This is a genomic window from Janibacter endophyticus, assembly GCF_016888335.1.
GTDB lineage: Bacteria > Actinomycetota > Actinomycetes > Actinomycetales > Dermatophilaceae > Marihabitans > Marihabitans endophyticum.
Map to the genome: position 1 here is coordinate 1,773,799 of NZ_JAFEJG010000004.1, position 13,954 is coordinate 1,787,752.

General features: G+C 69.7%; 14 protein-coding genes. 8 read left to right on the top strand and 6 right to left on the bottom strand.

Annotated features, from left to right (window positions below; translation table 11 throughout):
* The first annotated feature begins 13 nt into the window (after positions 1-13).
* The 6 genes from JNO54_RS08530 to JNO54_RS08555 all read left to right on the top strand — a co-directional run bounded on the left by JNO54_RS08530 (position 14) and on the right by JNO54_RS08555 (position 6,252).
* The gene (locus JNO54_RS08530; protein ID WP_204143518.1) at positions 14-1,000 is read left to right on the top strand and encodes a carbohydrate kinase family protein; all 987 of its coding nucleotides are present in this window, start codon (positions 14-16) and stop codon (positions 998-1,000) included.
* 20 nt (positions 1,001-1,020) lie between these two features.
* The gene (gene aat, locus JNO54_RS08535; RefSeq protein ID WP_372430714.1) at positions 1,021-1,749 is read left to right on the top strand and encodes a leucyl/phenylalanyl-tRNA--protein transferase; all 729 of its coding nucleotides are present in this window, start codon (positions 1,021-1,023) and stop codon (positions 1,747-1,749) included.
* A gap of 125 nt (positions 1,750-1,874) precedes the next feature.
* Positions 1,875-2,765: an aa3-type cytochrome oxidase subunit II gene (ctaC, locus tag JNO54_RS08540; RefSeq protein WP_233703215.1), complete on the top strand. Its 891-nt coding sequence runs from the start codon at positions 1,875-1,877 to the stop codon at positions 2,763-2,765.
* Positions 2,765-4,495 (top strand): aa3-type cytochrome oxidase subunit I, encoded by a 1,731-nt coding sequence (ctaD, locus tag JNO54_RS08545; RefSeq protein WP_204143519.1) that lies wholly within the window; start codon positions 2,765-2,767, stop codon positions 4,493-4,495. The genes ctaC and ctaD overlap by 1 nt, the downstream gene beginning before the upstream one ends.
* Positions 4,492-4,893, top strand: coding sequence for a cytochrome c oxidase subunit 4 (locus JNO54_RS08550; protein ID WP_204143520.1), 402 nt, complete (start codon positions 4,492-4,494; stop codon positions 4,891-4,893). Before ctaD ends, JNO54_RS08550 begins: the two co-directional genes overlap by 4 nt.
* Positions 4,894-5,049: 156 nt before the next feature.
* Positions 5,050-6,252: a L,D-transpeptidase gene (locus JNO54_RS08555; RefSeq protein WP_204143521.1), complete on the top strand. Its 1,203-nt coding sequence runs from the start codon at positions 5,050-5,052 to the stop codon at positions 6,250-6,252.
* Positions 6,253-6,261: 9 nt separating this feature from the next.
* Here JNO54_RS08555 and JNO54_RS08560 read toward each other — a convergent pair whose 3' ends face one another.
* From JNO54_RS08560 to ctaE, 6 genes are all read right to left on the bottom strand, one after another.
* Positions 6,262-6,645 (bottom strand): metallopeptidase family protein, encoded by a 384-nt coding sequence (locus JNO54_RS08560; RefSeq protein ID WP_204143522.1) that lies wholly within the window; start codon positions 6,643-6,645, stop codon positions 6,262-6,264.
* Positions 6,645-7,826, bottom strand: coding sequence for a multidrug effflux MFS transporter (locus JNO54_RS08565; RefSeq protein ID WP_307818129.1), 1,182 nt, complete (start codon positions 7,824-7,826; stop codon positions 6,645-6,647). The genes JNO54_RS08560 and JNO54_RS08565 overlap by 1 nt, the downstream gene beginning before the upstream one ends.
* A 71-nt stretch (positions 7,827-7,897) precedes the next feature.
* On the bottom strand, positions 7,898-9,604 hold the full coding sequence (qcrB, locus tag JNO54_RS08570) for a cytochrome bc1 complex cytochrome b subunit (RefSeq protein ID WP_204143523.1): 1,707 nt from the start codon (positions 9,602-9,604) through the stop codon (positions 7,898-7,900).
* Complete coding sequence (gene qcrA, locus JNO54_RS08575) at positions 9,604-10,725, bottom strand: cytochrome bc1 complex Rieske iron-sulfur subunit (protein ID WP_204143524.1); 1,122 nt, start codon at positions 10,723-10,725, stop codon at positions 9,604-9,606. The genes qcrB and qcrA overlap by 1 nt, the downstream gene beginning before the upstream one ends.
* Before the next feature lie 39 nt (positions 10,726-10,764).
* Entirely contained in the window at positions 10,765-11,556 is a 792-nt protein-coding gene (gene qcrC, locus JNO54_RS08580) for a cytochrome bc1 complex diheme cytochrome c subunit (protein WP_204143525.1), read from the bottom strand.
* A 50-nt stretch (positions 11,557-11,606) separates the two neighbouring features.
* Positions 11,607-12,209, bottom strand: a complete 603-nt coding sequence (gene ctaE, locus JNO54_RS08585; protein ID WP_443667582.1) for an aa3-type cytochrome oxidase subunit III — start codon at positions 12,207-12,209, stop codon at positions 11,607-11,609.
* Positions 12,210-12,356: 147 nt separating this feature from the next.
* On the opposite strand from ctaE, the gene JNO54_RS08590 reads away from it, so the two are divergent.
* The gene (locus JNO54_RS08590) at positions 12,357-12,857 is read left to right on the top strand and encodes a response regulator transcription factor (RefSeq protein ID WP_204143526.1); all 501 of its coding nucleotides are present in this window, start codon (positions 12,357-12,359) and stop codon (positions 12,855-12,857) included.
* A gap of 4 nt (positions 12,858-12,861) precedes the next feature.
* Entirely contained in the window at positions 12,862-13,944 is a 1,083-nt protein-coding gene (gene trpD / locus JNO54_RS08595) for an anthranilate phosphoribosyltransferase (RefSeq protein WP_204143527.1), read from the top strand.
* Positions 13,945-13,954: the final 10 nt, after the last annotated feature.

Below are 13,954 nucleotides of genomic sequence, written 5' to 3' on the forward strand. Positions count from 1 at the left end.
TTAAGGTCCTCCCGTGCGCATCGCTATCGCCGGCTCCATCGCCACCGATCACCTCATGACCTTCTCGGGCCGTTTCGCCGACTCCCTCGTCGTCGAGCAGCTCGACAAGATCTCGCTGAGCTTCCTCGCGCACGGCCTGGAGATCCGGCGTGGGGGAGTCGCGGCCAACATCTCCTTCGGCATGGCCCAGCTGGGGCAGCGGCCCATCCTCGTGGGCGCGGTCGGCGAGGACTTCGCCGACTACCGCAGCTGGCTCGAGCGGCACGGCGTGGACTGCGCGTCCGTCCACGTGTCGCAGACGCAGCACACGGCCCGCTTCGTGTGCACGACCGACGACGACATGGCCCAGATCGCGACCTTCTACGCCGGAGCGATGAGCGAGGCCCGCGACATCGAGCTCGGGCCCGTCGCCGACCGCGTCGGCGGCCTGGACCTCGTCCTCGTCGGTCCTGACGACCCCGAGGCGATGCGCCGTCACACCGACGAGTGCCGCAAGCGCGGCATCCCCTTCGTCGCCGACCCCAGCCAGCAGCTCGCCTTCAGCGACGGTGACTTCATCCGCGGACTCATCGAGGGCGCCGAGTACCTCATCACCAACGAGTACGAGTCCCACCTCACCGAGCAGAAGACCGGCTGGGGCCAGGATGAGATCAACGCCCGGGTCCGCTACCGGGTGACCACTCTCGGCAAGGACGGCGTGCGCATCACCGGCGAGGGGCTCGACGAGCCGATCGTCGTCGCGGCGGCCCGCGAGGTGACCAAGGCCGACCCGACCGGCGTCGGCGACGCCTTCCGCGCCGGCTTCCTCACCGGCCTGGCGCTCGACCTGCCGCTGCGCGAGTGCGCGGAGATCGGCTCCATGCTCGCCACCTACGTCATCGAGACGGTCGGCACCCAGGAGTACGACCTCACGATCCCGTCCTTCGTCGACCGCTTCCGCGAGGCCTACGGCGACGCGAGCGCCGACCTGCTCGCCGACGCGCTCGCCGCCCGGGGCTGAGCCCGACGGCCGGTGCTCCCGTGCCCGAGGTCCCGTACCCGCCGATCGACCCGGGGCCGGGCGCCGTCGACTTCGACGACCTCCTCGACCTGCCCGACGAGGACCTCCTGGGCGTCGGGGCGGACCTTGCCCCCGGCACCCTGCTCGACGCCTACCGCCACGGCCTCTTCCCGATGGGGATCGGGGAGCACGGCGCCCCGCCCATCGGCTGGTGGCGGCCCGAGCTGCGCGGGGTCCTCCTGCCCGGCGCGCTGCGCGTCAGCCGCTCCCTGCGGCGCTCCTGCCGCCGCTACGGCGTGACCGTCGACCGGGCCTTCGACGCGGTCGTCGCGGCCTGCGCCGACCCCGCCCGGGACGGCCGGTGGATCACCGACGACATCCGGCGGGCCTACGGCACCCTCCACCGCCTCGGGTGGGCCCACTCCGTCGAGGTCTGGGACGAAGGGGGAGGAGGTCGCCTCGTCGGGGGGCTCTACGGGGTGAGCATCGGCGGGCTCTTCGCCGGGGAGTCGATGTTCCGCCGGGCCACGGACGCCTCGAAGGTCGCCCTCGTGGCCCTCGACGCCCTCGTCCTCGCCCCTTCGCGGCCGGCGGCCATCATCGACACCCAGTGGGCGACGCCTCATCTCGCCTCGCTCGGCGTCACCGAGATCCCCCGGGAGGAATATGCGGGCCGGCTGCGCCAGGCGCTCGCCCTGCCACAGATCGAGCTCGTCCGGTCGGCGCTGCCCGAGGGCTGGGCAGGCTGAGCGGGCCCGGGTGCCGGGTGGATCCGCCACGCCGACCGAATCGCGCCCCCCGTCCCAACCGCCCCACGAGCCTGCGGTACCTTTGCCCGTGTATTGCTGTCCGCTCCGACACAGGTGGGTGCCCCTTGCCTCGTACTGACCGCCACATCGGTCGAGCTCGTCGTCGTCTCGGCCTCGCCGGTATCGCCGTCGCTGCCCTGACCCTCTCGGCCTGCAGCGCCGTGGGGATCTCGACCGACGCGTCCAACGGTTACCTGCCCAACGGCGTGACCGAGGAGGCCGCCCTCGTCGAGAACCTCTGGATCGGCTCGTGGATCGCCGCGATGGCTGTCGGCATCCTCGTCTGGGGTCTGACGATCTGGTGCATGGTCGCCTACCGCCGCCGCAAGGACGACGACGGCACCCTGCCCCCGCAGCTGCAGTACAACGTGCCGCTCGAGGTGCTCTACACCGTCGTGCCGATCCTCATGGTCGGTGCGCTCTTCTACTTCACCGAGGACGTCCAGTCCAAGCTGTACGACGCGGACGCCGAGCCCGACGTGACGATCAACGTCGTCGGCAAGCAGTGGAGCTGGGACTTCAACTACGTCGAGGCCGACGTCCACGAGGCCGGCCAGATGGCCGAGCTCAACGGCAAGGAGGGTGCGCAGGACAAGCTCCCGACGCTCTACGTGCCGGTCGACCAGCGGGTCGAGTTCCAGCTCACCTCGCGTGACGTCGTCCACTCCTTCTGGGTCCCCGCCTTCCTCGAGAAGATGGACCTCAACCCCTCCCTGGTCAACCGTCTCCAGGTCACCCCGACCGAGACCGGTACCTTCCAGGGCAAGTGCGCCGAGCTCTGCGGCGCCTACCACAGCCAGATGCTCTTCAACGTCAAGATCGTGACCCAGGAGGAGTTCGACCAACACATGGAGGAGCTCCGGGCCAAGGGCCAGACTGGCCAGCTGGAGAACGGGCTCAACCGTGAGGCCCTGGTCCCCGGCCAGGACGACCTCCTCGAGGAAGGTGCACGCTGATGTCGATCGGCGGAATTCTCAACCGGACCAGCGACGCTCCAGACCGCCGCGAGCTGCGGCAGGAGCGAGCGGGCAGCCAGGCCTTCAAGTACCTGACGACGACCGACCACAAGGTCATCGGCAACCTCTACCTCGTCGCCTCCTTCATCTGGTTCCTCATCGGCGGCGTGATGGCTCTCGTCATCCGAGCCGAGCTCTGGGCGCCCGGCCTGCAGGTCGTCGACAACCCCGAGCAGTTCAACCAGATGTTCACGATGCACGGCACGATCATGCTGCTGCTCTTCGCGACGCCGGCCTTCGCCGGCTTCGCGAACGCGCTCATGCCGCTGCAGATCGGTGCGCCGGACGTCGCCTTCCCGCGACTGAACATGTTCGCCTTCTGGCTCTACCTCTTCGGTGGACTCATCGCCGGCTTCGGCCTGCTGACCCCGGGCGGCGCGGCGAGCTTCGGCTGGACCGCGTACACCCCGCTCTCGAACCCGTCGTACAGCCCCGGCCTCGGCGGCGACCTCTGGGTCTGGGGCCTGGCGCTCGGTGGTTTCGGAACCATCCTCGGTGCGGTCAACTTCATCACCACGATCCTGTGCATGCGCGCTCCGGGCATGACGATGTTCCGGATGCCGATCTTCACCTGGACCATCCTCATCACCTCCGTCCTCATCCTCATGGCCTTCCCGGTCCTCGCGGCGGCCCTCATCGGGCTCGGTGTCGACCGGCGCTTCGGCGGGCACATCTTCGCCCCGGAGAGCGGCGGCACGATCCTGTGGCAGCACCTCTTCTGGTTCTTCGGGCACCCAGAGGTGTACGTCCTCGCCCTGCCGTTCTTCGGCGTGATCTCCGAGATCGTCCCGGTCTTCTCGCGCAAGCCGATCTTCGGCTACAAGACGCTCGTCTTCGCGACGATCGCCATCGCGGCGCTCTCGGTGTCGGTGTGGGCCCACCACATGTACGTCACCGGGCAGGTCTTCCTGCCGTTCTTCGCGATCATGACGATGGCCATCGCGGTGCCGACAGGCGTGAAGTTCTTCAACTGGATCGGCACGATGTGGGGCGGCAAGCTCGTCTTCGACTCGCCGATGATCTGGGCGCTCGGCTTCCTCGTAACCTTCCTCTTCGGTGGTCTGACCGGTGTCATCCTCGCCAGCCCGGCCCTGGACTTCCAAGTCTCCGACACGTACTTCGTCGTGGCGCACTTCCACTACGTGCTCTTCGGCACCATCGTCTTCAGCTTCTTCGCGGGGCTGTACTTCTGGTGGCCGAAGATCACGGGCAAGATGCTCGACGAGGGCCTGGCGAAGTGGCACTTCTGGCTGCTCTTCATCGGCTTCCACACGACCTTCCTCATCCAGCACTGGCTGGGCGTGCAGAACATGCCGCGTCGCTACGCGGACTACATGGTCGAGGACAACATCCAGCTCGCCAACCAGATCTCCACGGTCGGCGCGTTCATCCTCGCGGTCTCCTTCTTCCCCTTCTTCTACAACGTGTGGAAGACGCAGACCTCGGCGCCCAACGTCACGATGGACGACCCGTGGGGCTACGGTGCCTCGCTCGAGTGGGCGACCTCCTGCCCGCCGCCGCGGCACAACTTCACCTCGATCCCGCGGATCCGCTCGGAGCGCCCGGCCTTCGACCTCCACCACCCCGAGTACGCGCCGAGCGCGATCACCCCGGCTGACCAGCGCGCGCAGGTCGTCGCCGAGCGTGCGACCCGAGAGGACAACGCATGAAGCCCGAGATCAAGCTCTTCGCCGTCATCGGAATCTTCTTCGTCTTCGCCGCCACCCTCTACGGTGCGTGGACCGGGTGGGGCGAGCCGGTCGGCTGGGTTGCGCTCTACCTGTGCGCCGGACTCGGCTTCATGATTTCCTTCTACCTCTGGAAGACGGCCTCGAAGCTCCCGCTGCGTCCCGAGGACAACCTCGACGGCGAGATCGAGGAGCAGGCCGGCAACTACGGCGCGTTCACCCCGTACTCGTGGTGGCCGCTGTGGCTCGGGCTGTCGGCGTCGATCATCTTCCTCGGCGTTGCGGCCGGCTTCTGGATCGCCGTCTTCGGCGTGGTCCTGGGCGTCTACGCGCTCATCGGCTGGGTCTTCGAGCACTACAAGGGCGAGCACGCGCACTGACGCGCACCGTGCCCTGACGAAGGGGTGAGCGGACCGACGAGGTCTGCTCACCCCTTCGTCGTGCCGCGACGTCGGCGGTTCGGCGGGGGAGCGGCCAGCCGGTAGGATCGTCCAGTTGCCGAGACAGGGGAGAGCAGAGCAGTGGGGGCACGCAGGGTGCGATCAGGGGCGCGCCGGGGCCTGACGGTCCTCGTCGCTCTCGTCGTGCTGGCCGGGTGCCAGGGCGGCGAGACGAGCGGTGAGACGGGACGGTCTGCGGGAGCGTCGGCGAGCAGGTCGAGCACCAGCACCCCGCCCCAGCCGGCCGAGATCACGGTCGTGCCCGCCGACGGGGCCACGGGGGTCATGCCGGACGACGAGGTGAGCGTCGCGGCGGTGACCGGGCGCATCGAGCGGGTCGAGGTGAGCACGAAGGGCGGTCCTCCCGTCGAGGGGGCCCTCACCGGGGGTGAGTGGTCGAGCACGTCCCGCCTCGCGCCCTCCGCACGCTACAGCGTCGCCGTTACGAGCGTCGGTCCCGACGGCACGAGGGTCACGAGCACGAGCGGCTTCAGCACGCACGAGCCCGCCGTGACCGCGACCTACGGGATGGTCTACGCCGGGCAGACCGGCGGTGTGGCGATGCCCGTGAGCCTCCAGTTCGACTCAGAGGTGACGACAAGGGCCTTCCGCGAGCAGATCGAGCGGGCGGTGAGCGTGACGACCTCGCCGAAGACCGAGGGCTCCTGGGGCTGGCTCGACAACCGCCAGCTCATGTGGCGCCCCAAGGCCTTCTGGGAGCCCGGGACCACGGTCCGCCTCGACGCGCCGCTCACCGGCTTCCAGACCGGCGAGGACAAGTGGGTCGCCGACGATGTCTCCGGCAGCATGACCATCGGACGCGAGCAGATGACGAAGGTCGACATCGCGGGACACCAGATGACGGTGACCCGGGGCGGGCAGGCGCTGCGGACCATCCCGGTCTCCAGCGGCAAGCCGGGCCCCGAGACCGAGACCCGGTCGGGGCTGAAGGTCGTCATCAACAAGGTCGCCGACATGACGATGGACTCGGCGACGGTGGGCATCGACAAGGGTGAGCCCGGCTACTACAACGTCGACACGAGCTGGAACGTCCGAGTCACCTGGACCGGGGAGTTCCTCCACTCCGCGCCCTGGTCGCTCGGCTCGCAGGGCCGTGCCAACGTCTCGCACGGCTGCGTCAACATGGCTCCCGAGCACGCACGGTGGGTGTACGAGAACTCCATCCCGGGCGACCCGGTCGACTTCACCGGGTCGGGCCGCGAGTTCCTGCCCACCGAGGGCATCGGGGTCTGGCAGTACTCCTACGCCGGCTGGCAGCAGCAGAGTGCCCTCGTCTGAGGCGGTTCCTCAGCCCCAGCCGAGGGCGTGCAGCCGGGCGTCGTCGATGCCGAAGTGGTGGGCGATCTCGTGGACGACGGTGATCGCCACCTCGTCGCGGAGCTCGTCGAGGTCCGCGCACATGCGGGTCAGCGGGCCACGGAAGAGCACGACGCGGTCGGGCATCGACCCGGCAGCCCACCAGCCGTCCCGCTCGGTGAGGGGGGTCCCGAGGTAGATGCCGAGCAGCTCGGCGTTGTCCTCGTCGGAGAGCGTGGGGTCGGCGTGCTCGGCGCTCGGCTCGTCCTCGACGAAGATCGCGACGTTGTCGGCCATCGCCATGAGCTCCGGGGGCACCGCGTCCAGCCCGTCCCGCACGGCGGCCTCGAAGGCGGCGTCGTCCACTGCATCCATCAGGGCGAGCCTCTCATGACGTGCCGTCGGTGCACCGCCCACAGGGTGATGCCGAGCAGGAGCAGGCCCAGGCTGGTCGCGGAGAAGGCGAGCATCGTCCGCCCCGCAACGGGGGCGACGAAGCCGGCGAGGAGGGAGTTGAGCGAGAGCATGAGGAAGGTGCTCACCGAGGCAGCGGTGCCCCGAGAGTTGGGGAAGCTGTCGAGCAACGCCAGCTGGTAGACCGGCATGGAGATCCCGGTCCCGAAGGCGACCATGACGAGCCCGACGAGGGCCCAGGGCATCTGGCCGCTCGTCCCCGGGAGAGCGGCGAGGAGCACCGCGGCCGTCGCACCGGTCAACGAGCAGCCCTGCCCGGCGGTGATGAGCCGGTGCCCGGCGACGCGCTCGGCCAGCCGGCCGTTGGTGAAGGACCCGAGCACCATGGCGGCGACCATCGGGACGAAGAGCTGCCAGAAGTCCTGCTCGCCGAGCCCGAGGATGTCGACGACGAGGATCGGCGCGCCCGCGATGTAGAGAAACTGGGCGGCGAAGGAGAACGCGTTCGCGCCGGTGAGGACGAGGAACCAGCGGTCGCGGGCGGCCGCGACGACGTTGCGCAGGATCGCGTCCAGGCGAAGGGGGGTCCGTCGCTCCGGCGGGTGGCTCTCCGGCAGCAGCACGAGGACCGACACCGCGATGAACGCGCCGAAGATCGCGAGGAACCAGAAGACGATCGGCCAGGGTCCGAGCTGGAGCAGCCAGCCGCCGATGATCGGCGCCACCGCCGGTCCGATGCCGAAGATCATCGCGATGGCGCTCATGAGACGTTGTGCGCGGGGGCCCTCGAAGAGGTCACGGACGACGGTGCGCGAGACGATCGTCCCCGCGCCGGCCGAGGCGCCCTGGAGGGCTCGGCAGATGAGCAGGAGGGGCAGGGACGGGGCCAGCGCGGCACCGATCGAGGCCAGGGTGTACACGGCCGCTCCGGTGACCATGACGGGCTTGCGCCCGACGGCGTCGCTCAGCGGACCGTGGAAGAGGCTCATCGCCGCGAAGGAGATCAGGTAGACGCTGACGACCTGCTGCATCTGCGCGCTGCCGACGCCGAAGTCCTCGCGCATCTGGACGAAGGCGGGGAAGGGGGTGTCGATGGAGAACGGCCCGAACATCCCGAGCAGCGCGAGGAGGACGGTCGTCACCGCGAGGGGAGCGGTACGACGAAGGGGCCCGGAGGCGGTCGCCTCCGGGCCCCTTCGGTCAGGCGGGGCGGTCAGTGCTGACCCGACCCGACCGTGGTCTGGTCCGAGCCCTCGATGGCCTCGTGACCGTGACCGTCGTGGTGCGCGGCCTCGAGCTCTGCCGGGGTGACCGGGTTGACGGCACCGTCGAAGTAGAACCGGGAGAGCGCTGCCCGCATTTTGCGCTTGCGAGAGCCCTTGCCCTTCTCCTCGCCGGGAGCGAGCTCGACCGGGGCGACCGGCTCGTGCTGGACCAGGGTCCACCGGGTGTACTCGTCGAGCGGCTCGTGGACCTCGTGGAAGTCGCCGCCGGGGCCTCGGACGATGCGACCCGACTCGCGGCCGTGCAGCACCATCTCGCGGTCGTGCCGCTGCAGCGAGAGGCAGATCCGCTTCGTCGCCCAGAACGCGAGGATCGGGCCGGCGAAGGTGAGGACGCGCAGCATGTTCGTGATGTCGTTGATCGACATGTGGAACTTGATCGCCATGATGTCGTTGCTCGCGGCGAGCGTGAGCACGAGCCACAGGGTGAAGGCGGCGACGCCGAGCGCGGTCCGGGTGGGACGGTTGCGCGGGCGGTCGAGCAGGTGGTGCTCGCGCTTGTCACCGGTGACCCAGGCCTCGACGAACGGGTAGGCGATCATGCCGCCGTAGAAGAGCGGGATGACGAGCAGCGACCCGATGATCACCGGGAAGGCCCAGGTCCAGCCGAAGGTGGTGAACTCCATCCAGCCGGGGAGGAGCCGCAAGGCACCGTCGGGGAAGAGCATGTACCAGTCCGGCTGGGCGCCCGCCGTCGTCGCGTTGGGCATGTACGGACCGTGCACCCACACCGCGTTGATCTGGACGATGGAGGAGATCAGGGCGATGCCACCGAAGACGATGAAGAAGAAGCCACCGGCCTTGGCCGCGTAGACCGGCATGACCGGGAAGCCGACGACGTTGTCGTTGGTCCGGCCCGGGCCGGGGTACTGGGTGTGCTTCTGCAGCGCCACGAGCACGATGTGCGCCGTGAAGAGGGCGATGAGGATGCCCGGCAGCAGCAGGATGTGGATCGAGTAGAGGCGCGGGATGATGTCCTCGCCCGGGAAGCCGCCGCCGAAGAGCGCGTAGCTGAGGTAGCTGCCGATGACCGGCGCGCTGAGCATGAAGCCCTGCGCCGCCCGCAGTCCCGTGCCCGAGAGCAGGTCGTCGGGGAGCGAGTAGCCGGCGAAGCCCTCGATGAGCGCGAGCATCGACAGGAGGCAGCCGATGACCCAGTTGATCTCACGCGGCTTGCGGAAGGCACCGGTGAAGAAGACGCGGAGCATGTGCACCGAGAGGGCGACGATGAAGAGCAGCGCCGACCAGTGGTGCATCTGCCGGATGAGCAGACCGCCCTTGACGTCGAAGGAGATGTCGAGGGTCGAGGCGTAGGCGCGGGACATCTCGACGCCCTGGAGCGGGACGTAGCTGCCCTCGTAGATGACCTCACCCTGGGTGGGGTCGAACCACAGGGTGAGGAAGACACCCGTGAGCATGCAGACGATCATCGAGTACATCGCGATCTCGCCGAGCATGAAGGACCAGTGGTCCGGGAAGACCTTCTTCATGAGGTACCCGACGCCCTTGGCGGCGCCGGTCCGGTCGTCGATCCAGCCGGCGACACCGCCGACCTTCTTCAGGCCGGGGGAGACGGGGGCCTTGCGCGGCGTGTCGTCGGCGCGCAGGGCGTCAGCAGGTCGTGCAGCGGTGCTCATCAGGACTCACGCTCCCAGAAGGACGGGCCGACCGGTTCCTGGAACGGCTGCTCGGCGATGAGGTAGCCCTCCGAGTCGACGTTGATCTTCAGCTGCGGCAGGGGGCGCCCGGCCGGGCCGAAGATGACCTCGCAGTCGTTGGTCACGTCGAAGGTGGACTGGTGGCAGGGGCACAGCAGGTGATGGGTGGTCTGCTCGTAGAGGCCGACGGGGCAGCCGACGTGGGTGCAGACCTTGGAGTAGGCGACGATGCCCTGGTAGCCCCAGTCGCGGGCTTTGCGGCCCTTGTCGGTGTCCTGGAAGTCGTCCGGGTTGAGGCGCATGAGGAGCACCGTGGACTTCGTGATCTCGTTGAGCTTGGCCGCGCCGTGCAGCTCGCTCTGCAGGCCCTCGGGCAGGACGTGGAAGACCGAGCCGATGGTGACGTCGCTGGCCTTGATCGGACGGTCCTCGGGGTCGAGGTGCAGGCGGCGCTTCTTGGCCACCCAGCTGCCGTCGGCCTGCTTCTCGCCGTTCCAGAAGGTCACGGAGAGGTCGTTGCGGGGGAGCGGGCCGAGGCTGCCGGCGAGCTGGACGAGCAGCGGGAGGGAGAAGAGGCCGAGCGCACCACCCATCGTCGCCTTGATGATCGGACGACGCGTCAGCTGCGAGGTCTCGGCACCATCGGTCATCGTCTGGACGAAGCCCTCGCGGTCGACGTCGGCGCTGCGCAGGGGGTGACGCTCCTCGACGCTCTCGTGGTCCGGCATGAGCGTCTTGGCCCACTGGACGGCGCCGAGGCCGATGCCCAGCAGCGAGAGCGCCATGCCCAGGCCGAGCAGGAGGTTCGACAGGCTCATCGTGCCGATGAGCGGCACGAACGTCTGGGTGTCGACGTCGACCATGAAGTACGCCACGAGGAAGAGCACGGTGCCGAGCATCGAGAGGGCGAAGAGCCCAGCGACGCTGCGCTCGGCCCGCTTCGCGGCCTTCTCGTCGAGGTCGGCGGCGCGGTGCACGTGGGGCGGCAGGCCAGGGTCCTGGAACCGCTCCGGGATCCCACCGGAGCCGTGGACATGGCCCTGGTCGAGGCGCACCGCGGAGTCCGCGGGACGCTCGGGCTCAGGGGTGAGGTCGGTCATCTTGAAATGATCCTGTCTGAGTCGTCGTGGCGGGGAGCGTCAGGCGGACTTCTGGCCGAGCCAGACGGCGGCGGCGACGAAGAGGCCGAGGCCCAGGGTCCAGATGAACAGGCCCTCGGGGACCGGGCCGAGCGAGCCGAGCGGGTTGCCGCCGGGGTTGCCGGCCTCCTGCTGACCCTCGATGTAGGCGATGACGTCGCGCTTCTCCTCGGGGGTGAGGTTTGCGTCGTTGAAGACGGGCATCGACTGCGGGCCGGTGAGCATGGCCTCGTAGATGTGCTTGGGGTCGACGTCGGTGACCTTCGGCGCGTACTTCCCGCGGGTCAGCGCGCCACCGGCGCCGGCCGAGTTGTGGCACATCGCGCAGTTGACGCGGAAGAGCTCGCCGCCCTTGCCGGCGTCACCCTTGGAGCCGTCGTAGTACTCGGCCTCGGGGATGGCCGGGCCGGCACCGAGGGAGGCGACGTAGGCGCCGATCTGGTGGATCTGCTCCTCGGAGAACTTGATCTGCTCGACCCGCGGGGCCTGAGCGCCCGGCTTGGCCATGGGCATCCGGCCGGTCTCCATCTGGAAGTCGACGGAGGCGGCGCCGACACCCGCGAGGCTGGGGCCGGCACCGTCGACGCCGAGCCCGTTGGCGCCGTGGCACGTCGCGCAGTTGGCGGTGAAGAGCTTCTTGCCCTCGGCGATGTCGTCGACCGACGCGACGGTCGTGGCGGTGGCGTCGGCCTGCTTGGGCGAGACCGCGGCGAACGCGGTGCCGGCGAAGAAGAGGCCGAAGAGGATCAGCAGCGCCAGCGCGGCCGGGTGGCGGCGGTTGATCGAGGGCATTCGTCGTCCTGTCCGTGAGGGGGTCGCGTCGGGCGGGGTCATGCGGGCGGTCACTTCAGCAGGTAGATCGCGGCGAACAGCGCGATCCACACCACGTCGACGAAGTGCCAGTAGTACGAGGTCACGACGGCGCCCGAGGCCTGGGCGTGCGTGTAGCGCCGGGTCGTGAAGGTCCGCCCGATGATGAGCAGGAAGGCGATGAGGCCACCGGTGACGTGGATGCCGTGCAGGCCCGTCGTCAGGTAGAAGACCGAGCTGTAGGCGTCGGTGGACATCGTGACGCCCTCGCTGATGAGCTTCGCGTACTCCGTCACCTGGCCGGCGACGAAGACCGCGCCGAAGATGTAGGTGAGGGTGTACCACTCGCGCATGCCCCACTGGCCGATCTGGAGCAGGCCGCCGGTGCGGGCGACCTGGCCGTCCTCGGCCTTCATGACGCCCAGCTGGCACCACACCGAGGAGACCACGAGGATCAGGGTGTTGATCGCCGCGAACTTCACGTCGAGGATCGGCACCCTCTCGGCCCAGAGGTCGGGACGCTGAGCCCGGAGCGTGAAGAAGATCGCGAAGAGCCCCGCGAAGAACATCAGCTCGCTCGACAGCCAGACGATGGTGCCGACGGACACCATGTTCGGCCGGCTCACGGGACCCAGGAGGGGATCCGAGGGCAGGGGCGCGGACGCGTTGGAGGTAAGTGAATGTGCTGTGGCCACGCGGTCATTATGTCGGAGACCGCGACGCTTTTGTGCGCACCCCCCAGAACGCGTCGCCGGAGCCGCCCGCAGGTAGCATCTGAGCCCATGAGCGCATCCCCTGCGAGCCCCGCCGGCGCCGCCGTGAGCAGCCCCGTGTCCTCGGTCCCCCAGCAGGCCACCGTCCTGCTCTACAGCGACAACATCACCGTGCGTGACTCCGTCCGTGCGGCGGTGGGTCGACGCCCTGCCCGCGACGTCGAGGTCGGCGAGTGGCTCGAGTGCGCGACCGGCCCGGCCGTCGTCGAGGCGATCGATGCCGGGGGCTTCGACCTCGCGATCCTCGACGGGGAGGCCGCCAAGACCGGCGGGATGGCGCTCTGCCGCCAGCTGAAGTCCGAGGTCCTCGACTGCCCGCCGGTCCTCGTGCTCACCGGTCGGCCCCAGGACGGCTGGCTCGCGACGTGGTCGCTCGCGGACGGCGTCGTGCCGCACCCGCTCGACCCGATCGTCCTCGCCGACACCGTCGCCGAGCTCGTCCGCAGCAGTGACGTGGTGCGCCACGGCGGGGCGAGCGACGAGGGCCGCCCCGGTCCTCACGCCAGCTGACCCGGTGAGCGCGTCCGCGACCTCTCCCGGCGTGTCGTCGGGCGGCGAGAGCTGGCCCGAGATCCTCACCACCCTCCTCGACGGGGACGACCTCAGCCCCGACCGGGCCCGCTGGGCCATGGAGCAGGTGATGTCCGGCGAGGCCGACCCGGTGGCCGTCGCGGGCTTCCTCGTCGCGCTCCGGGCGAAGGGGGAGAGCGTCCCGGAGGTCGAGGGGCTGGTCGACGTCATGCTCGGCCGGGCCGTGCGGATCGACGTGCCCGGTGAGACGGTCGACATCGTCGGGACCGGCGGCGACCGGCTCAACACGGTGAACATCTCGACGATGTCGGCGGTCGCCCTCGCGGCGACCGGCCTGACGGTCGTCAAGCACGGCAACCGCGCTGCGTCGAGCATGACGGGCACCGCCGACGTCCTGGAGCACCTGGGCATCCCGCTCACGCTCGCGCCGGAGGTCGTGCGGCAGGTGGCGCTCGACGCCGGGATCACCTTCTGCTTCGCCAACGCCTTCCACCCCTCGATGCGGCACGCCGCCCCCGCCCGGGTGGGGCTCCGCGTGCCGACCGTCTTCAACATCCTCGGGCCGATGACGAACCCGGCCCAGCCGCGCTACTCCGCCGTCGGCGTGGCGAACCCTCGGCAGGCACCCCTCATCGCCGGGGTCTTCGCCGCTCGGGGGCGCGACGCCCTCGTCTTCCGTGGCGACGAGGGCCTCGACGAGCTGAGCCCGGCCGGGCCCTCGCGGTACTGGTGGGTCGCCGGCGGCGAGGTCCGTGAGGGAACCATCACCCCTGAGGACGTCGGGCTGGAGCGCTGCACCCTCGACGACATCCGGGGCGGCGAGCCCGCGGCCAACGCCGAGGTGGCTCGCGCGGTCTTCCGCGGCGAGCGGGTCCCGGCGCGGACCGCTGTCCTGCTCAACGGCGCAGCCGCGCACGCGCTGGCGACGGCTCAGGGGCAGATGGTCGAGGACCCGGCCGCGGCGATCGCCGCGTCGGTCGAGCACATCGCTGCGGCCCTCGACGACGGTCGCGCCGAGCAGACGCTGGCGCGGTGGTCCGAGGCGAGCCACCGTCTCGCGGGCTAGGCGTGCTGCG